Genomic DNA, 18,562 nt, shown 5'->3' with positions numbered 1-18,562 from the left:
CATCTTCTCAAGGGAGCACGGCGGCGGCCGATAAGAGGCTCACGACGAGGATGCTGGAGGGGGCAGGTGGGCTTGCGCCGCGACCGGCTCTGGCCGGCGTTCCTGGCACTCGGCGTCGTCTGCTCGGCCCTGTACGCGGCGAACGTGGCCGCCGGCCTCGCCTCCGGGGTCATCGGCGGGGCGTGCGTCATCGCGTGGGCCTTCGGGCCCAGGCTGCACAACGTGCGTCCCCGGCGGCCGTGGCGGCTCATGACGGCCGCCGGGGTGTTCTTCCTGACCGGGATGATCATCAGGCCGATGCTCGTCGAGCAGCCGGCGCCGGTCGCGCAGCTCGGCGACATGTGCACCGTGTGCGGGTTCGGATTCTTCATCGCGGGGCTCGTCACGTTCCTGAACCGGTGGGGCATGGACCGCAGAGCCCTGCTCGACGGGCTCATCGTGTGCATCGGCGCGGCGCTGACCTCGACGCTGCTGTTCGTGCTGCCCGCCGCGGCCATCCCCGGGCGGCCGCTGATCGTGACGCTGATCGCCGGGCTGTACCCGCTGCTGGACACCGTCACCGTGCTGCTGGTGGCGAACCTGGCGTTCACCACCGCGGTCCGGCAGCCGGCGTTCATGCTGCTCGGCGCGATGATGGTGCTGCTGCTCCTCGGCGACCTCGGGTACGCGATCATCGGGCGCGAGGGCGACGTGACCGGACCACCGATCATGGCGCTGCCGTTCCTGCTGGCGTTCACGGTCGGCGGGGCCGCGGCGCTGCACCCGACCGCGAGCGCCCTCGCGCGGGCGACGCCGCTGCCGATCCAGGCGTGGTCGCTGCCGCGGATGCTGGTGATCGGGCCGGCGGTCGCCGCGCCGTTCGTGCTCACCGTCACCCTCGGCGCGGAGACCACCGCGAAACGTCTCGCGCTCGGGCTCGGCGGCGCGGCGATCGTCGTGCTGCTGCTGGTGCGGGCGTCCGACGCGGTGCAGAGCCACGTCGCCGCGCAGCGGCGCTTCGAGCATCAGGCGACCCACGACCCGCTGACCGGCCTGCCCAACCGGCGGATGCTGAGCATCATGGTCGAGCGGCTGCTGACGGAGGACAAGCCGGTCAGCGCCGCGAACGTGTGGATGTTCTACCTCGACCTCGACGGGTTCAAGCTGGTCAACGACTCCTGGGGGCACCCGGCCGGGGACCAGCTGATCATCGACGTCGGCGCCCGGCTGCGGCAGGCGCTGCCGGCGACCGCGACGGTCGCGCGGGTCGGCGGGGACGAGTTCGTCGTCGTGCAGCGGTGCACCGAGCCGGAGGCGATGGCCAACGCACGACGGATCATGGAGTGCGTGGAGCGGCCCCTCGTGGTGGTCACGGCCGAGGGCAGCACCGCCGACGTCGTCATCGGCGCGTCGATGGGCATCGTGCAGTCGGCCAAGGGTGCCGTACAGGCGGAAACCCTCATGCGCGACGCGGACACCGCCATGTACCGGGCGAAGGAGTCCGGACGCAACCGCTGGACCGTGTTCGACGCCTCGATGCGCGACGCGGTCCGCGAGCGGGTCGAGATCGAGGTCGCGCTGCGCGCCGCCGTCGCCCAGGAGCAGCTCAGCATCGCCTACCAGCCGATCGTCGCGATGAGCACCGGCCGGCCCGCCGGGGCGGAGTCGCTGTGCCGGTGGCAGCATCCGGTCCGCGGCTGGATCGGGCCGAACATGTTCATCGCCGTCGCCGAGGACTCCAACCTCATCTCCGCGCTCGGCGCGTGGGTGCTGCGCGAATCCATCCGGCAGCTCGCCGTGTGGCGCGCCGAAGGGGTCGTCGACGACGACTTCTGGATGTCCGTGAACGTCTCGCCGCGGCAGCTCGGCGACCCGGCGTTCGCGGAGCGGCTCGGCACCACCCTCCGCCGGGCGGGCGTGCCACCGGCCAACGTCGTCCTGGAGATCACCGAATCGGTCATGGTCGAGGGCAGCGACCTGACCGAACGCGTGCTCCTGGAGCTCCGGGCGCTCGGTGTACGGATATCCGTCGACGACTTCGGCACGGGGTTCTCCGCGCTGGGGTACCTGCGCCGCCACCCCGTCACCGGGGTGAAGATCGACCGGTCGTTCGTCAACGGTCTCGGCTCCAGCGCCGAGGACGAGGAGATCGTGCGGGCCGTCGTCGCGATGAGCAGCGCCCTGCACCTCGCCGTCGTCGCCGAGGGCGTCGAGACCACTGCGCAGCGTGACGTCCTGCAGTCGCTGGGTGTACTCCTCGCGCAGGGCTGGCTGTGGGGGAAGGCGGTCGACCCGGCCACATATGCCGCCACTTGGGCGATCCGCGTGGCAACCCCGGCCGCGGTTCGGTCAGACTGATCCGATGACCGAGACGATCACCGCTGAGGACGCCCACCTCTGGCTCGAGGAGGTCGACGGCGCCGACGCGATGGCCTGGGTCCGGGACCGCAACGCCGAGACCGTCGCCGAGCTCACCGGCACGGCACGCTTCGCGGAGCTGCGCGACGAGATCCGCACCGTCCTGGACGCCGACGACCGCATCCCGATGATCGCCTGGCACGGCGGCCACGTGTACAACCTGTGGAAGGACGCCGACCACCCCCGCGGCCTGTGGCGGCGCACCGCCCTCGACGACTACCGCGCGGACGAGCCGTCCTGGCAGACCGTCCTGGACCTCGACGCGCTCGCCGCCGACGAGGACGAGAACTGGGTCTGGCAGGGCGTCACGTACCTGCGCCGCGGCCCTCTCGCCGGGGACCACCGGGCCCTCGTCTCGCTCTCGCGGGGCGGCGCCGACGCGTCGGTCGTCCGCGAGTTCGACCTGGACGCCAAGGAGTTCGTCGACGGGGGCTTCACCCTGCCGGAGGCGAAGAGCGACGTCAGCTGGATCACGATCGACGAGATCTTCGTCGGCACCGACACCGGCCCCGGCTCGATGACAACCTCGGGCTATCCGAGGCAGGTCCGCCGCTGGCGGCGCGGCACGCCCTTCGCCGAGGCGCCGCTGGTCTTCGAGGGCGCCGCCGAGGACGTGGCGGTGCGCGCGTCCAGCGACCCGTCGGCCGACGGTGAGCGCGCCCTGATCCGCCGCTCGATCGACTTCTTCCACGCCGAGCGGCACCTCCTCGTCGACGGCACCCTGACCAGGCTCGACGTGCCCGACGACGCGGGCATCGACCTGCACCGCGACTGGCTGCTCATCCGCGTGCGCACCGACTGGGAGACCGGCGGCGCCACCCACCCGGCCGGGTCGCTGCTCATCGTCGACCTCGCCGCGTTCCTCGCCGGCAGCCGCGACCTGACGACGCTGTTCACGCCCGACCCGCACACGTCGCTGTCGTACAGCGACTGGACCCGCGAAGGGCTGCTCCTGGTCCTCCTCTCCGACGTGCAGAGCCGCCTCGAGATCGCCCGGCACGTCGACGGCGGATGGCAGCGGACCGTCCTCGGCGGCGCCGAACTCGGCCAGACCGACGTGTGGGACACCAACGCCGACGCCGACGAGCAGTACCTGCTGCTGTCCAGCGGCTTCGCCCTCCCGCCGACGCTGCGCCACGGCGTGCTCGGCGGCGACCCGCCGACCGTCCTCAAGCAGGGCCCGTCCTACTTCCCCGCCGACGGCATCACCACCCGGCAGTTCTTCGCCACGTCCGCCGACGGCACGCAGGTCCCGTACTTCGTCGTCGGCGACCCCTCCTGCGGCCCCGCGCCGACGCTGCTCAGCGGCTACGGCGGCTTCGAGGTGTCCCGCGTCCCGTCCTACAGCCCGATCATCGGCCGCGGCTGGCTCGCCCGCGGCGGCACATACGTGGTGGCGAACATCCGCGGCGGCGGCGAGTACGGGCCGCAGTGGCACCGCTCCGCACTGCGGGAGAAGCGGCCCCGCGCGTACGAGGACTTCTCCGCCGTCGCCGCCGACCTGGTCGAGCGGGGCATCACGACCCGCGCCCAGCTCGGCATCGAGGGCGGCTCCAACGGCGGCCTCCTCATGGGCGTCATGCTGACCCGCTACCCGGACCTGTTCGGCGCCATCGTGTGCGCGGTCCCGCTGCTGGACATGCGCCGCTACCACCTGCTCCTCGCCGGCGCGTCGTGGATGGCGGAGTACGGCGACCCGGACGCCGCCGACGACTGGGCGTACCTGCGGCTGTTCTCCCCGTACCAGAACGTGCGGCAGGGCGTCCCGTACCCGCCGACCCTGATCACAACCTCCACCCGTGACGACCGCGTCCACCCCGGCCACGCCCGGAAGATGGTCGCCCGCCTGACCGAAAACGGTCACGACGTCACCTACTACGAGAACATCGAAGGCGGCCACGGCGGCGCCGCCGACAACTCCCAGCTCGCCTTCAAATGGGCCCTGGCCTTCGAGTTCCTCTGGCGGACCCTGGCCCCGTAGCCCCCGCCCTGTTTCCGGCGCTGCGGTCCGCGGGTATCAGCGGGCATGGATCGTCACTTCGTGAAGGCGTTGCTCTTCGCCTGGGACCGGCCCGAGTTCCGGGCCGGTCTGCGGCACCTCATCGACCTCGACGAGGTGCCCGGCCTGCTCGCCGCGCTCTGCGTCGACGAGCAGGACCACGAGGTCGAGCGGCGCGCGATGGACCTGCTCCGCTCGGGGCTGGACACGGCCGAGATCCGGCACGCGACGCTGCTGCTCGTCGAGGACGCCGACATCCGGGACAACCTCACCGCCGGTATCGCCGGCGGCCTCGCCGACCGCCCGGACCTGGCCCGCTCGATCCGCTCCGCACTGGACGACCCGGACACCCGCGCCGACCTGCGCGACGCGCTCGAGTCGGCGTCGCTGCGCGCGACGATCTGGAGGGTGGCCGAGCACCAGTCCCGGGGACGCCGCTGGGCCCTGGTCCGCGAGGCACTGATCCTCATGCTCCGGCACCGCCACGCCCGCCGCCTGGCCTGGTCCCTGAAACGCCACGGCGTGATCCGCGAACTGCGCCGCCGACCGGCGGACACGTGAGCTCCGGTCACCGGAGCGTCACGCCGCAGGTCGGCCCCGGCCGGCACCCGCTGCCTGGTCGGAGGTCGTCGCCGCGGCCCTACCCGGTCGCGGGCAGGGACTCGCCGCGGCGCATGGCGGCCAGGTGTTCCGGGGGCATGATGCGGCGGGTGGTGCGCCGGTAGCGCCAGACCTGGGCCGCGCCGAACGCCCAGAGCACGTACTGGACGGCGAACGCCCACTTGAACGCGCCGAGCGACGGGTGGGCGGCGCCGGCCGGGGTCTGCAGGTCGAGGATCACGCCGATGCCGATGATGACGAGGATCGACGCGACGAAGCCGCCGACGTTGACGATGCCGGTCGCGCCGCCGATGCGGCCGGCCGGGTTGAACGACCGGGCGTAGTCGAAGCCGATCATCGAGCCGGGGCCGTTCACGGCCAGGACGAGCACGAGGCCGGTCAGGACGGTGACGGGAGCGCGGCCGGGCCACAGCAGGACGACGGCCCACGCGACGGCCGAGCTTGCCACGATGCCCAGGACGAGGGTCGATCGGTGGTACGGGAGCCGGCCGCAGAAATGGCCGACGAGCGGGCCGAGGACGATGCCGCCGACGGTCAGCAGGGACAGGAGCAGGGCCGCGGTCGCGGGGGCGAGGCCCTCGCCCTGGGTCAGGAACGGGAAGCCCCACAGCAGCGCGAACACGCTGCCGGAGAACTGGGCCACGAAATGCGTCCACAGGCCGAGCCGCGTCCCGGGATGCTCCCAGGACAGCTTGAGTGCCCGGGGCGCCGCCGCCGTCGTCGTGGCGACAGGGGCGTCCTTCAGGGTCACCGCGACCAGGGCGACGGCGGCGGCGCCGAGGACGGCCGAGCCGAGGAACGTCGCCGTCCAGCCGACGTCGCGGAGCAGCACGACGAGGGGCACCGCCGACGACAGGGCGCCGAGCTGGCCGACCATGCCGGTGAGCTGGACCATCAGGGGGTTGCGGCGCGGTGGATACCACATGGCGACGACCCGCAGCACGCTGATGAAGGTCATCGCGTCGCCGACGCCGATGAGGACGCGCGCCGCGATCGCCGGGCCGATGTCGGCGGCGTACGCGAACAGGAGCTGCCCGGCGACCATGAGCAGCCCGCCGGCGACCAGCATCCTGCGGGACCCGAACCGGTCCAGCAGCACCCCGACCGGGATCTGCATGCCCGCGTACACGGCGAGCTGCGCCACCGACAGCAAGGCCAGCAGCGACGTGCCGACCCCGAACCTGTCGGTGGCCTCGACCCCGGCGACCCCGAGCGACGAGCGGTGGAAGACGGCGATGATGTACGCGGTGAGCCCGATCGCCCACATGACATGACGGCGCATAACGCCATGGACGCTAGTCCCGGTGGCCCCGGATCGGGGCCAGGTGTGACGGCTCTCGCGTGTGGGGTTGCGGACACCCCATACGCTGTCCAGGTCCACTTTGCCCTCCTGTTTGAGGACATGCGCCATGAGCGACCTGATCGCCACTCCCATCCGGTGGGAGCACTCGGGTGACGGCGAGTTCCCGTATCACGCCGAGGTGGACGGGCGCGCCCTCACCGTGCGGGTCAACGATTTTCCGGCGGAGCCGCTGTACACGCTGATCGTCGACGGATCCGAGATGGTCGACCTGGACGACTGGCCCACGGTGTGGCGGCGCCCGCCGGCACCCGCGCACCTGCTGGACCTGGTCGCCCGGCCGATCACCACCGACCTGCTGTGGACCTGGGCGCGGCGGATCTGTGGCGTCACCACCGAGCACCCGGCGGAGGTCGCGGCGCTGCTCGGCCTGCCGGCGCCGACGCAGGACGACTTCGGGCGCCTGTTCGTGCAGCCGAGCCCGCCCGGCACCGCCCGCCTGGAGCTGTCGGTGAACGACATGGCGGGGCTGTCCGCCGTCGTCATCCACTTCGTCGAGCCCGTGCTGACCCGGGCCGAGCTGGACGCGTGTTTCGGGCCGAGCCGGGACCTGCCGCGCATCCACTGGGACTCCGCGCACGTGACCGCGCACCGGATCACCGCCCCGGAGGCGCCGCTGTCGTGCACGCTGCTGGCGTCGTTCAGCACGGAGCCGGCGCCGCCGGCCCGCACGTTCCAGATCACGCTGCGCCGCGACCACCACTGAGCGCCGCCGCCCCGCACCTTCCGGACCACGGAGGGCGCGGCGGGCCGGAACCCTTTCGCCGGCGGGCCGGTCAGCACCGGGCGCCGCCGGCCCGCACGTTCCGGGATCACGCCGGGACGGGATCGCCGCCAGGGCCCGCCGCCTCGTCGGCGGCGGCGATCGCGGCGTCGACGCGGGCGTTGGTGAGGCGGAACACGGCGAAGCCGCCGGCGGCCAGGGTGAGCAGGCCCGCGACGAGGATCGGGGTGCGCAGGTCCCCGGCTTCGGCGAGGACGCCGCCGGCGATCGCGCCGAGGGGCATGACGCCCCAGGCGACGACCCGGTAGATGCCGATGGTGCGGCCGAGCAGCGCGTCCGGGGTGAGCCGCTGCCGCAGTGAGCCGTAGACGACGTTCCAGACCAGGATCGCCCAGCCGGTCAGCGCCCACGCGGCCGCCGCCAGGTACACACTGTCGGTCGCCGAAGCGAGCAGCAGCCCGAGGCCGGTGACGATCGCGGCCAGGGCCATCGCGCGGCCCCGGCCGGTCCACGCGGCGAGGCGGGCCGCGGTCTGGCTGCCCAGGAGCCCGCCGACGGCGGCGGCGAGGAGGAACACGCCGAACGCGGCCTCCGGCACGTCTAGGGTCTCGCGGGCCCACAGGGCGACGAGCGCGGTGGCCATCGCGTTGGCGAACCCGAGGACGATCACCACGGACAGCATCGCGCGGTGGACGCGGTGGCCGCGCACGAACCGGACCGCCTCGCCGATCGCCCGTCCGATCGGCGCTGTGTGCTCTGTCCCCGCCGCGCGGTACGTGCCGGGCAGCGCGAGCATGAGCAGCGCCGCGATCGCGTAGCAGGCGACGTTGATCCCGAACACGCCGCCCGCGGCGACCGCGAACACGGCGCTGGCCAGGGGCGGGCCGACGAAGTTCTGCGCGAGTATGTCGGCGCCCTGGAACCGGCCGTTGACCGTCTCCAGGCGTTCCCGGTCGGCGACGACGGCCGGCACCATGGAGATGACCGCTGTGTCGTACACCGTTTCGCCCGCGCCGAGGACGAGGACCACGCCGTACAGCAACCACAGCGAAACCGTGCCGGTGGCGACCGCGACGAGGAGCGCCGCGAGGACGCCGGTGCGGACGGCGCCGACGAGGAGCGCCAGGCGGCGGCGGTCGTAGCGGTCGACGAGGGCGCCGGCGGGCAGGCCGAGGACCAGCCACGGCACGAACCCGAGCGCCGTCAGCGCCGAGAACGCGACCGGGTCGCTGGTCAGGCGGGCGGCGAGCAGCACGATCGCGACCCGGTAGACGCCGTCGCCGAGGTTGCCCGCAGTGGCCGCCGCCCACAGCCGGCGCTCCTTGCTCACCGCCACCGCAGCACGCCGTCCCCGACGGGACGGATCGCGGCGGCGGTCACCGGCGCGTTCCGTCCCGGCCATGCATCGATCCGCTGCCATGACGCCACGGCGTCACCCTAGAGGGCCGCGACCTCGCGCACCGCCCCGGCGACGGCGTGGAAGTCCTTGCGCAGGATGGCGCCGTGGTTGCTCGGGACCTTCGCGCTGATCCGGATGTGCGGGTTGCGGGCGGTCACCGCGTCGAGGCCTGAGCGGATGCGTTCCTGCTCGTCGCCGCGGCTGCCGAACGAGGTCCCGGAGGCGATCACGTACCGGGTCGGGACGGTGATCGCGTCCAGCACCGGGCCGAGCACGTCCACCCGGGACAGCTTGCCGATCTCGATGTTGCTGTCGGCCTGCTGGCCGGCGGTCATCCGCGGGGCGAGACCGGTCGGGCGCAGCAGCGGCAGGAACCAGCCCATCCGCCGGAACAGCTTGCGGATCCGCTGCTCCATCGCCTCGTCCAGCCAGTCGTACGGTTGCGCGCCGTCGACCAGCACCGCGCCGATGGTGCGGCCGGGGTTCGCACTGGCCCAGTGCGCGGCGATGTTCGCGCCGTAGGACCAGCCGACGAGCACCGCCCGGTCGATGCCCCTGGCTTCCAGGACCGCGTCGACGTCGCGGACGGCGACCTGGAACGAGTAGTCGCTGGACCGTTTCGACCTGCCGCGGGCCCGCTCGTCGTAGGTGATGTGCCGCCAGGCCGGGCCCAGGTCGGCGATGACCCGCCGCCAGTAGCCCTGGGTGGCGAACTGGCCGTTGAGGTACACGACCGGGATCCCGGTGCCGCCGGTGTCTGTGACGGCCAGGGCGGTGTCGTCGACCGGCATCATGCCGGTCCAGGGGGCGGTGGTCATGTCAGCTCCTTCGCGCTTTTCGGGGTTTGCTCATGTACTGGGCCGCTGTGCGCTGCTAGAGGCTGCGGGCGTCGATGTCGCCGTGGTCGGTGGTGGCCTTGATGCTCAGCTCGGTGGCGCCGGTGTTCCTCAGGGCGCTGGTGACCCGGCCGTGGCCGGTGCCGGCGTCCAGCGAGGCGGACACCCCGGCGGCGGCGTGCACGGTCACGTCACCCATCCGGGTGCGGAGGACGACCGCGCCGCGGACGGCCTCGCCGATGGTGATGTCGCCCTTCATGGTGCTGATCTCCGCGGGGCCGGTGAGACGGCCGACGGTGACGGCGCTGTCGTGGGCGGTCACACGCACGCCCACCGCCTCGTCGATCTTGACCGCGCCGTGCAGGCCCTCGCCGGTGATGTCGCCGAACCGCCCGACGGCCCGGAACTCGACGGCCGCGGCCTTGACCTCGACGCTGGAGCCGGCGGGCAGCTGGACCGTCACCTCCACCGAGCCGGACGGGCCGAGGATCTGGTGCTGCGCGGCCGGGCCGGCGACCCGCAGGACGCCGCCGGCGTATTCGGCCCTGGTCTGCTCAGCGGCCCGCACGTCGCGGCTCTTGCCGGCGTCGGCGGGCCGGACCTCGACGGTCGTGTCGGCCCGGTCGGCGGCGATGACCTGGATCCGCCCGGCGGGGATGTCCAGGACGGCGGTGACGGCGGCGGGCGTCTCGAAGTGCTGCATCGTCTGCTCCTCGTTGTCTTCCTTGTTTCCGATGTGCGAAACGCTACTTTGCGTTCGTACTTCCGGCAACGCTACTGTTGCAACGTGATCGCGTTATTGCAGCTCAGATGCCAGATATCGTTGCAACGGACGTGGAGCTAACGCAATGCAGCTCCTGCACGTCGTTGCATTGACCTGACGGCGAACGCTACGATGGCACCGACAGGAAGGGAGACCCGCCGTGCCGGGAGGCAGACTCACCCAGCAGGAGCGTCAGCAGATCGCGCTGGGGCTGGCCGACGACCTCGCGTATGCGGAGATCGCCCGGCGTCTCGACCGCCCCACCTCGACGATCACGCGCGAGGTGCTGCGCAACGGCGGCCCCACCGCATACCGCGCCGACCTGGCCCACCGCGCCACCGAACGCCGCGCCCACCGCCGCAGGAGCACCCCACCACGCGCGCCCGCTCCCGGGCACGGCCGCGACGACGAGGCCGTGCGTGAATACGAGGAGACGTTCACCACCCTGCTGATGCAACAGGGCCTGCCGAAGATGGTGTCCCGCGTGCTGACCTGCCTCTTCACCGCCGACGCGGGCAGCCTCACCGCTGCGGAGCTCGTCCAGCGCCTCCAGGTCAGCCCGGCCTCGGTCTCCAAGGCCGTCGCGTTCCTGGAGGAGCAGGGGCTCGTCCGCCGCGTCCGCGACGACCGCCGGCGCGAGCGCTACTTCGTCGACGACGACGTCTGGTATCAGTCGACGATCGCCAGCGCCCACGGCATCGCCCAGGTCGCCGCCACTGCCCGCCAGGGGGTCACCGTCCTCGGCCCCGGCAGCCCGGCCGCCGCCCGCCTCGAGAACATCGCCCGCTTCAGCGACTTCATCAGCGAGAGCATCCTCCGCGCCGCTGAGCAGGTCCGCGAGATCCTCCACACCAGACCGGACTGATCCGGCGGCCGGCGTGCCACTGCCTGCGGAGTAGGGTCTCCGGGTGAACGTCGTGCACGGGGTCATCACCGACGGCGGCCGGCTGGCCTGCTGGGCCGAAGCACCCCCAGGGCCCGCCTCAGGCCTGCGCCGCCGCCCACGGCGAGCGATCCCGCACCCGTTCGCGATCCTCCCCCCGATCCCGGGCGACATCGGCACCGCGGACCTCGCCCTGCCGACGACCGCCGCCCGCCCCCTGCCCTCCCCCACCCTGCTCGGCGCCGCGGCGCCCACCGACCGCTCCCCGGACCCCGTGGCGAGGATGCTGTGGACCGTCCCGGCCGTGTACGTCCCCGCCGGCACCGACCTCGAGGCCGCCCTGGCCGCCGCCGACGCCGACGACCCGTCCGACGCCCAGGCTCCCGCCGGCCTCGGAGCTGACCCGGCGCCGGTGGACGGGCGCACCAGGACGGCAGGCCCTTCGATCGGCGCCCTGACAGACCTGGTCACCTTCGCCATCGACCTGGTGCAACGGGGCCGCGTCCTCCCCGACCTCCTCGACCACCCCCTCGAAGCCCGCTGGCAGCCGGTCCTCTGGTCCGACGACGCCGCCACCTTCGAGGCCCTGTGGCGGGCGATGCCAGGTGTCGCCTACGCCGCCGGCGACTGGACCGCCGAGGAAGCCGTCCGCGCCGCCCTGTCCCACCAGGTCGACGCCCTCGTCCGCGCCGCACTGGGCGACCGCCCGATCGTCGCGGGCTCCCAGGTCCGCCAGGACACCACCGTCCGCGCCTGGCTCGCCGCCCTGACCGGCCCCGACCCGGCCCTCCGCGAACGCCCGGTCCAGGACCAGCCGCAGGACCAGCCACAGGACCAGCCACAGGACCAGCCGCGGGAGCTCGGGCGGGTCGTGCGGGAGAGCACCGACGTGCGGCGGGTGCGAGACGAGATCCGGCGGTGGGTGGCAAGCGGCCGGCCGGCGGCAGTGCGGTTGTGCTTCAGGCTGACGTTCGTCGAGGAGTTCGACGAAGACGACGGCGTCGACGACCGGCATCCGGGCGCGGCAGCAGCGACGACAGCAAGAGCAATGGCAACGGCCGCAAACGCAACGACGACGGCAACGACGGCAGCGGCCGCAACGACGGCAGCGGTGACTGCAACGGCAGCGGCCGCAAAAGCAACGACGGCGACGACGGCCGGGGTCGGCGGTGACGACGGGCGGGACGCGTCAGGGTGGCTGGTCGAGTTCATGATGCAGCCGGTCGCGGAGCCCGGGTTGCTCGTGCCGGCCGGGGACGTGTGGCGGGACGCGTCGTCGCCGCTGTTCAGATGGGTCGACTACCCGCAGGACGTGCTGCTGGCGGACCTCGGCAGGGCGAGCCGGCTCTGGCCCGAGCTCGACGAGGCGCTGCACCAGGCGCGGCCCGAGAGTCTGCGGCTCGACACGATCGGCGCCTACGACTTCCTGCGGCACGCGGGGGTGCTGCACGACGCGGGTTTCGGGGTCCTGCTGCCGGCGCAGTGGCAGCGGCGGCAGGACCTGGGGCTGACGCTGACGACGCACACGGCGCAGCCGGCCAGTCCGGTGCTGCGGGACACGACGGCGAACCGGGCCGCGATCGTCGCCTACCGGTGGGGGCTCGCGATCGGCGACGAATTCCTCAGCGAGGCGGATCTGCGGGAGCTCGCCCGGGCGAAGGTGCCCCTGGTCAGGCTGCGCGGCCGGTGGGTGCACCTGGACCGGGAGAAGCTGCGGGCCGGGCTCGCGTTCCTCGCACGCGGCGGGCAGGGGCACATGTCCGTCGGAGAGGCGATGCGGCTCGTCAGGCTCATCCCCGAGACCGATCTGCCGCTGCCCGTCACCGGCGTCGACGGCACCGGGTGGCTCGCGGACCTGCTGACCGGGCGGGCCGTGGAGCGCCTCGAGCTCCTGGACCCGCCCGCGTCGCTGGCCACGACGCTGCGGCCCTATCAGCGCAAGGGACTGTCGTGGCTGGCGTTCCTCGACGGGCTCGGGGTCGGGGCGCTGCTCGCCGACGACATGGGGCTCGGCAAGACCGTGCAGGTCCTCGCCCTCGAGGCGCTGCTGCGCGAACGCGGGAAGCGGCCGCCGACGCTGATCGTGTGCCCGCTGTCGGTGCTCGGCAACTGGCGGCGCGAGATCGGACGCTTCACGCCCGGCCTGCGGGTCGCCGTGCACCACGGCACCGAGCGGAAGCTCGACGACGACACCGACCTGGTGCTCACCACCTACCAGGTCGCGACCCGGGACGTGGAGCGGCTGGCGTCGAGGGCCTGGGACCGGATCGTGCTCGACGAGGCGCAGCACGTGAAGAACAGCACCAGCGCCGCCGCGCGGGCGGTGCGGGAGATCCCGGCGCGGCACCGGGTCGCGCTGACGGGGACGCCGGTGGAGAACCGGCTCACCGAGCTGTGGTCGATCGCGGACTTCCTCAACCCCGGGCTGCTCGGCCCGGCGAGCATCTTCCGGGCCCGCTACTCGGTGCCCGTCGAGCGTTACGCCGACGCGGACGCGGCGGCCAGGCTGCGGCGGGTCACCCGGCCCTTCCTGCTGCGGCGGGTGAAGACGGACCGGGCCGTCATCGCCGACCTGCCGGACAAGCTCGAACGCCGCCAGTGGTGCAACCTGACCCTCGAACAGGCGACCCTCTACAAGGCGGTGGTGAACGAGCTCTTCGTCAAGCTGCGCGAGGGGCGGGCCGGCGACCAGCGCAAGGGCCTGGTGCTGTCGGCGATGACGAAGCTCAAGCAGGTGTGCAACCACCCGGCGCACCTGATGGGCGACGGCACGCCGCTGGCGGGCCGGTCGGGGAAGCTGGCCCGCCTCGAGGAGATCCTCGCGACGGCCCTGGACACCGGGGACCGGGCGCTGGTCTTCACGCAGTTCGCCAAGTTCGGCCACATGCTGGCCCCCTACCTCGCCGGGCGGCTCGGCACCGGGGTCGAATTCCTGCACGGCGGCACCGCGAAGGGTGCCAGAGACGCGATGGTGCAACGCTTCCAGGCAGGTGCCGGGCCGGGGGTGCTGCTGCTGTCGCTGAAGGCGGGCGGGACCGGGCTCAACCTGACCGCCGCCAACCACGTCGTGCACGTGGACCGCTGGTGGAACCCGGCGACCGAGCAGCAGGCCACGGACCGGGCCTTCCGCATCGGGCAGCGCCGCGACGTGCAGGTGCACACCTTCGTCTGTGTCGGCACGATCGAGGAGCGCGTCGACACGGTCATGGCCGAGAAGCGGACCCTCGCCGGGGTGGCCGTCGGCAGCGGCGAGGGCTGGCTGACCGGCCTGTCCACCGACGACCTCCTGGACCTGATGACGCTGCGGCCGGAGGCGACGGATGCCTAGCCGGAGGTGGTCCCACCAGTTCATCGCCATGCTCGAATCCTTGCGCATGGGTACGACATTTTCCGTCGGCCGCCGGTACGCCAGAGCCGGCAACGTCCGCTCGCTGACCATCTCCAGCAGCGTCGTGACCGCGCTCGTGCTCGACGAGGACGGCGAGACCTACCGGCCGCGGATCGCCACCAGAGCGTTCTCCGCCGCCGACTGGGCGAGGATCGAGCGGGCCCTGTCCACCGAGGCGCGGTACGCGGCCAGACTGCTTGCCGGCGATCTTCCCGAGGACCTCGACACCACTCTGGGCAGGTTCGGGCTGTCGCTGTTCCCGCAGAGCCTCGCCGACCTCGTCATGGACTGCGACTGCCCCGGCTGGCAGAAGCCGTGCCGGCACCTGACCGCCGCCTGCTACGTCCTGGCCGAGGAGTTCGACAACGACCCGTTCAACATCCTCGCCTGGCGCGGCAAGGGCCGCGACGAGCTCCTCGAACAGCTCCGCGGCCATCGGGTCTCGCAGACCGGGCACATCGCCCCGGCGGACGCACCGCCACAGACCCGGGCGGGCTTCTGGACCGCCGGTCCCAGGCTGCCGAAGCCCGCGGAACCGTTGCCCGGCACCGTCAGGCGCAGCGACGCCCTCCTGGACCAGCTCGACCAGCTGCACCTCACCGCCGGCCGCTTCGAGGTCACCGACTTGCTCCGTGCTGTCTACCGCACATTGGGTTGCGAAGCCAAAGCAGGCGACGGTACCGTCGAAACCAATCGCGGCTGAGATGCCGCGGTCACGGCCGAGAGGCGCTGCGACGGGCCCATGACGGGTTCGCCACGCTCGGCCGCTGACTACCCTTGACCCAAGGGCGCCTCCTGTCACCGGGAGGTGACCTCAGGCTATGCACAAGTTCCTGCAGACGCGCAACGGGATCGAATTCGCCGTTGCCGATCTCTCTCTCGCGGCCTCCGGCCGCACGCAGATCCGGCTCGCCGAGCACGAGATGCCGGGTCTCATGGCGACGCGTCGCGAGTTCGCCGGCGCGCAGCCGTTGCGCGGCGCCCGGATCGCCGGCTCCCTGCACATGACCGTGCAGACCGCGGTGCTCATCGAGACCCTCGTCGCCCTCGGCGCGCAGGTCCGCTGGGTGTCCTGCAACATCTTCTCCACCCAGGACGAGGCGGCCGCCGCGGTCGTCGTCGGCCCCGGCGGCACCGAGGAGGCGCCGACCGGCACCCCGGTGTTCGCGTGGAAGGGTGAGACCCTCGCCGAGTACTGGTGGTGCACCGACCAGCTGTTCGACTTCGGCGACGGCCTCGGCCCGAACATGATCGTCGACGACGGCGGCGACGCCACGCTGCTCGTGCACAAGGGCGTCGAGTTCGAGGCCGCGGGCCAGGTCCCGCAGCCGACGGCCGACGACTCGGAGGAGTTCGCGCTGGTCCTGGGTACCCTCGCCGACAGCCTCGCCAAGGACGGCCGCCGCTTCACCAAGCTGGCCGCCGGCATCCGCGGGGTCACCGAGGAGACCACCAACGGCGTCAAGCGGCTCTACAAGCTCGCCGAGGCCGGTGAGCTGCTGTTCCCCGCGATCAACGTCAACGACTCCGTCACCAAGTCGAAGTTCGACAACACGTACGGCATCCGGCACTCGCTCCTGGACGGCATCAACCGCGCCACGGACGTGATGCTGGCCGGGAAGCTCGCCGTCGTCTGCGGCTACGGCGACGTCGGCAAGGGCGCCGCGGAGGCGCTGCGCGGCATGGGCGCCCGGGTCGTCGTCACCGAGATCGACCCGATCTGCGCGCTGCAGGCGGCCATGCACGGCCTGCCCGTGGTCCGGCTCGAGGACGTGGTCGCGACCGGTGACCTGTTCATCACCACCACCGGCAACAAGGACATCATCATGGCCGCCGACCTGGCCGCGATGAAGCACAACGCGATCGTCGGCAACGTCGGCCACTTCGACAACGAGATCGACATGGCGGGACTGCAGAAGGTTCCCGGCATCGTGAAGAACGAGATCAAGCCGCAGGTCCACGAGTGGACGTTCCCCGACGGCCACGCGATCATCGTGCTGTCGGAGGGCCGGCTGCTCAACCTCGGCAACGCGACCGGTCACCCGAGCTTCGTCATGTCCAACAGCTTCACCAACCAGACGATCGCGCAGATCGAGCTGTTCACGAAGCCGGACGCGTACGAGCGTCAGGTGTACCGCCTGCCGAAGCGCCTCGACGAGAAGGTCGCCGCGCTGCACCTCGAGGCGCTCGGCGTCCGGCTCACCGAGCTGTCCAAGGAGCAGGCGGAGTACATCGGCGTGGACGTCGCCGGCCCGTACAAGCCGGAGCACTACCGCTACTGACCGATGACCGGCTGAGTTCGGGTGCTGCCCGAACTCAGTCGCTCTCCTCGCAGTACCGCTTGAACCCCTTGAGATCCATGCGCAGCCGGGCGTGCAACGTCGCGTCCGGCTGCGCGTCATGCGGCCGCACCAGGCGCTCGTCCAGCTGCGCGACCGCGACCACGTTGGTCGCGCCGTCGGCGAGCGGCTCCAGCCAGAACGCCTCGATGAGCTGCGCGCTGTCCCAGCGCACGTAGCGCCCCTCCTCGGTGTCGCCGAGGACCGCGTCGAGCTCGACCCGCCGCCCGCCGATGTCGAGCGCCAGGTGCGCCGCACGGTCGCCGGACGGGGTCAGCCCGAGGATCCCGGACATGAACCTCGGATATTCGGTGAAGTGCACCAGATGCCCGTAGGCGGACATCGGCGGCACCGCCACTCGCATCTGTTCCTGGGTGACGATCATGTGCTCTCACCCCCTGCGCTCAACCGTACAACCGTGGCAGCCGCGAAGGGTCGGACAGGATGTCGATCGAGGCGATCCGGCCGCCCGCGACGGTGAAGCTCATGACCGAGACGACCTGCCCGTCGACGGTGTTGACCAGCCCGGCGGCGCCGTTGACGAGCACGGCGCCGGTGACGCAGCGCGTCGCCATCCGCTGGAACGTGGCGGCCTGCCCGGACACGGCCGCGCGACCGCGGAGGACCTTCAGGCCGGCGCCGGTGTCGGCGCGGAGCACGACGTCGGGGTCCAGGACGCTCAGCAGCGCGGCGAAGTCACCACCGCGGGCGGCGGCCAGGAACGCGTCGACCACGCGGCGCTGACCGGCGATGTCGGGGTCCGGGCCGGGGGCCGCACCGCGGACCCGCTGTCGTGCCCGGCTGGCCAGTTTCTTGGCGGCCACCGGTGTACGGTCCACGATCGGCGCGATCTGCTCGAACGGCAGCCCGAACAGGTCGTGCAGGACGAACGCGAGCCGCTCCGCCGGGGTCAGCGACTCCAGCACCACCAGCAGCGCCAGCCCCACCGACTCCGCCAGCAACGCCTCCCCCTCGGGATCCGCCACGTCGGCCGCCGTGACCACGACATCCGGCAGGCGGTCCTCGCGGCGGGAAGCGCGGGCGCGCAGCATGTCGAGGCACACCCGGCCCACGACGGTGGTCAGCCAGCCGCCGAGGTTGCCGATGTCGCCGGCACCGGCGCGGGCCAGCCGCAGCCACGCCTCCTGCACCGCGTCGTCGGCGTCGGTCAGGGAGCCGAGCATGCGGTACGCGACCGCCTTCAGCCGGACGCGGTGGTCCTCGAACTGCACGGCCAGCAGGTCCTCGGCGGTCACGGTCACGATCCTCTCGAAGGTGATGTCGCAGCGGTGACGGATCGCGCCGGGAAAAGGTGACCGGTCACCTTCCCGCCGCGCGATCCGTCACACCGGCATGACAGACATGACCAGCGACGCCGTCCAGTCCCGGCTCCCCGACCCGTCCCGGCTCGTCCCCGAACTGCTGGAGATCGGCGCGGCCCTGTTCCGGGCCACCGGGAACGGCTCGGTGCCCCGGGCCACCATCGGGCTCGTACACCTGCGGGCGGGGCAGATCGTCGGCAACACCTATCTGACCGTCATGCACACCGGGATCCTGCGCAAGGCCGGCGAGACGGAGGACCGGATCACCGCGGTCGCCTCCTGGCGCGACGCGAGCTGCTTCACCGGGGCGGAGCGGGCCGCGCTCGCCCTGGTCGAGGCGGTCCTGACGGCGAACCCGTCCGGCGAGCGGGTCCCCGACGCGTTGTACGACGAGGCCAGCCGCCACTACGACGACACGGCCCTCGCCGCGCTCACCATGGCGATCGGCCAGGTCGGCTTCTACATCCCCCTCGCCCTCATCGGCAGGCCGCTGCCGGGCGTGTCACCGAAGGAGCAGTGGCGCGACTAACC

The 18,562-nt window shown here is 72.4% G+C and carries 15 protein-coding genes and 1 pseudogene; 10 read left to right on the top strand and 6 right to left on the bottom strand.

Annotated features, from left to right (window positions below):
* Positions 1 to 66 precede the first annotated feature (66 nt).
* The 3 genes from ABZS58_RS42285 to ABZS58_RS42275 are packed head-to-tail and all read left to right on the top strand — an operon-like array spanning position 67 to position 4,957.
* Positions 67 to 2,337: an EAL domain-containing protein gene (locus tag ABZS58_RS42285; protein WP_354789581.1), complete on the top strand. Its 2,271-nt coding sequence runs from the start codon at positions 67 to 69 to the stop codon at positions 2,335 to 2,337.
* A gap of 4 nt (positions 2,338 to 2,341) precedes the next feature.
* The gene (locus tag ABZS58_RS42280; protein WP_354789580.1) at positions 2,342 to 4,378 is read left to right on the top strand and encodes a prolyl oligopeptidase family serine peptidase; all 2,037 of its coding nucleotides are present in this window, start codon (positions 2,342 to 2,344) and stop codon (positions 4,376 to 4,378) included.
* 60 nt (positions 4,379 to 4,438) lie between these two features.
* Entirely contained in the window at positions 4,439 to 4,957 is a 519-nt protein-coding gene (locus tag ABZS58_RS42275) for a hypothetical protein (RefSeq protein ID WP_354789578.1), read from the top strand.
* A 79-nt stretch (positions 4,958 to 5,036) separates the two neighbouring features.
* Here ABZS58_RS42275 and ABZS58_RS42270 read toward each other — a convergent pair whose 3' ends face one another.
* Entirely contained in the window at positions 5,037 to 6,299 is a 1,263-nt protein-coding gene (locus ABZS58_RS42270) for an MFS transporter (RefSeq protein ID WP_354789577.1), read from the bottom strand.
* A gap of 127 nt (positions 6,300 to 6,426) precedes the next feature.
* Here ABZS58_RS42270 and ABZS58_RS42265 point away from each other — a divergent pair, with 127 nt between their 5' ends.
* Positions 6,427 to 7,083, top strand: coding sequence for a hypothetical protein (locus ABZS58_RS42265; protein ID WP_354789575.1), 657 nt, complete (start codon positions 6,427 to 6,429; stop codon positions 7,081 to 7,083).
* Positions 7,084 to 7,189: 106 nt separating this feature from the next.
* Here the strand turns inward: ABZS58_RS42265 and ABZS58_RS42260 are convergent, their stop codons facing one another.
* From ABZS58_RS42260 to ABZS58_RS42250, 3 genes are all read right to left on the bottom strand, one after another.
* A complete protein-coding gene (locus ABZS58_RS42260; RefSeq protein ID WP_354789573.1) occupies positions 7,190 to 8,437 on the bottom strand; it encodes an MFS transporter in 1,248 nt (415 codons plus the stop codon).
* A 101-nt stretch (positions 8,438 to 8,538) separates the two neighbouring features.
* On the bottom strand, positions 8,539 to 9,318 hold the full coding sequence (locus ABZS58_RS42255) for an alpha/beta hydrolase (RefSeq protein ID WP_354789571.1): 780 nt from the start codon (positions 9,316 to 9,318) through the stop codon (positions 8,539 to 8,541).
* Between the two features lie 55 nt (positions 9,319 to 9,373).
* The gene (locus ABZS58_RS42250) at positions 9,374 to 10,039 is read right to left on the bottom strand and encodes a DUF4097 family beta strand repeat-containing protein (RefSeq protein WP_354789570.1); all 666 of its coding nucleotides are present in this window, start codon (positions 10,037 to 10,039) and stop codon (positions 9,374 to 9,376) included.
* A gap of 220 nt (positions 10,040 to 10,259) precedes the next feature.
* Between ABZS58_RS42250 and ABZS58_RS42245 the strand changes: the two are divergent.
* The 5 genes and pseudogenes from ABZS58_RS42245 to ahcY form a co-directional block, all read left to right on the top strand.
* Positions 10,260 to 10,457 (top strand): annotated as a pseudogene (locus tag ABZS58_RS42245) (helix-turn-helix domain-containing protein); the annotation flags it as partial.
* Between the two features lie 93 nt (positions 10,458 to 10,550).
* Entirely contained in the window at positions 10,551 to 10,964 is a 414-nt protein-coding gene (locus ABZS58_RS42240; RefSeq protein WP_354789614.1) for a helix-turn-helix domain-containing protein, read from the top strand.
* Positions 10,965 to 11,007: 43 nt separating this feature from the next.
* The gene (locus tag ABZS58_RS42235; protein WP_354789568.1) at positions 11,008 to 14,310 is read left to right on the top strand and encodes a DEAD/DEAH box helicase; all 3,303 of its coding nucleotides are present in this window, start codon (positions 11,008 to 11,010) and stop codon (positions 14,308 to 14,310) included.
* Positions 14,311 to 14,356: 46 nt separating this feature from the next.
* Positions 14,357 to 15,073, top strand: coding sequence for a hypothetical protein (locus tag ABZS58_RS42230; RefSeq protein WP_354789567.1), 717 nt, complete (start codon positions 14,357 to 14,359; stop codon positions 15,071 to 15,073).
* Positions 15,074 to 15,191: 118 nt separating this feature from the next.
* Positions 15,192 to 16,652 (top strand): adenosylhomocysteinase, encoded by a 1,461-nt coding sequence (ahcY, locus tag ABZS58_RS42225; RefSeq protein WP_354789565.1) that lies wholly within the window; start codon positions 15,192 to 15,194, stop codon positions 16,650 to 16,652.
* A 34-nt stretch (positions 16,653 to 16,686) separates the two neighbouring features.
* Here the strand turns inward: ahcY and ABZS58_RS42220 are convergent, their stop codons facing one another.
* Positions 16,687 to 17,094 carry a hypothetical protein gene (locus ABZS58_RS42220; protein ID WP_354789564.1) on the bottom strand — a complete coding sequence of 136 codons (408 nt, stop codon included), beginning with the start codon at positions 17,092 to 17,094 and terminating at the stop codon, positions 16,687 to 16,689.
* A 19-nt stretch (positions 17,095 to 17,113) separates the two neighbouring features.
* Positions 17,114 to 17,965, bottom strand: a complete 852-nt coding sequence (locus ABZS58_RS42215; RefSeq protein WP_354789562.1) for a sigma-70 family RNA polymerase sigma factor — start codon at positions 17,963 to 17,965, stop codon at positions 17,114 to 17,116.
* Positions 17,966 to 18,071: 106 nt separating this feature from the next.
* Between ABZS58_RS42215 and ABZS58_RS42210 the strand changes: the two genes are divergently transcribed.
* Positions 18,072 to 18,560 (top strand): carboxymuconolactone decarboxylase family protein, encoded by a 489-nt coding sequence (locus ABZS58_RS42210; protein ID WP_354789560.1) that lies wholly within the window; start codon positions 18,072 to 18,074, stop codon positions 18,558 to 18,560.
* Positions 18,561 to 18,562: the final 2 nt, after the last annotated feature.

Source organism: Dactylosporangium sp. NPDC005555 (assembly GCF_040605635.1).
GTDB lineage: Bacteria > Actinomycetota > Actinomycetes > Mycobacteriales > Micromonosporaceae > Dactylosporangium.
The sequence above is the reverse complement of the archived record's forward strand: the minus strand, read 5'-3'. Positions and strand labels throughout refer to the sequence as shown.

Bases quoted from the DNA above. Each gene is read 5' to 3' on its own strand.
- ABZS58_RS42280 (WP_354789580.1), top strand. From the start codon at position 2,342: ATGACCGAGACGATCACCGCTGAGGACGCCCACCTCTGGCTCGAGGAG.
- ABZS58_RS42270 (WP_354789577.1), bottom strand. From the start codon at position 6,299: ATGCGCCGTCATGTCATGTGGGCGATCGGGCTCACCGCGTACATCATC.
- ABZS58_RS42265 (WP_354789575.1), top strand. From the start codon at position 6,427: ATGAGCGACCTGATCGCCACTCCCATCCGGTGGGAGCACTCGGGTGAC.
- ABZS58_RS42255 (WP_354789571.1), bottom strand. From the start codon at position 9,318: ATGACCACCGCCCCCTGGACCGGCATGATGCCGGTCGACGACACCGCC.
- ABZS58_RS42250 (WP_354789570.1), bottom strand. From the start codon at position 10,039: ATGCAGCACTTCGAGACGCCCGCCGCCGTCACCGCCGTCCTGGACATC.
- ABZS58_RS42240 (WP_354789614.1), top strand. From the start codon at position 10,551: ATGCAACAGGGCCTGCCGAAGATGGTGTCCCGCGTGCTGACCTGCCTC.
- ABZS58_RS42230 (WP_354789567.1), top strand. From the start codon at position 14,357: ATGGGTACGACATTTTCCGTCGGCCGCCGGTACGCCAGAGCCGGCAAC.
- ahcY (WP_354789565.1), top strand. From the start codon at position 15,192: ATGCACAAGTTCCTGCAGACGCGCAACGGGATCGAATTCGCCGTTGCC.
- ABZS58_RS42220 (WP_354789564.1), bottom strand. From the start codon at position 17,094: ATGATCGTCACCCAGGAACAGATGCGAGTGGCGGTGCCGCCGATGTCC.
- ABZS58_RS42210 (WP_354789560.1), top strand. From the start codon at position 18,072: ATGACCAGCGACGCCGTCCAGTCCCGGCTCCCCGACCCGTCCCGGCTC.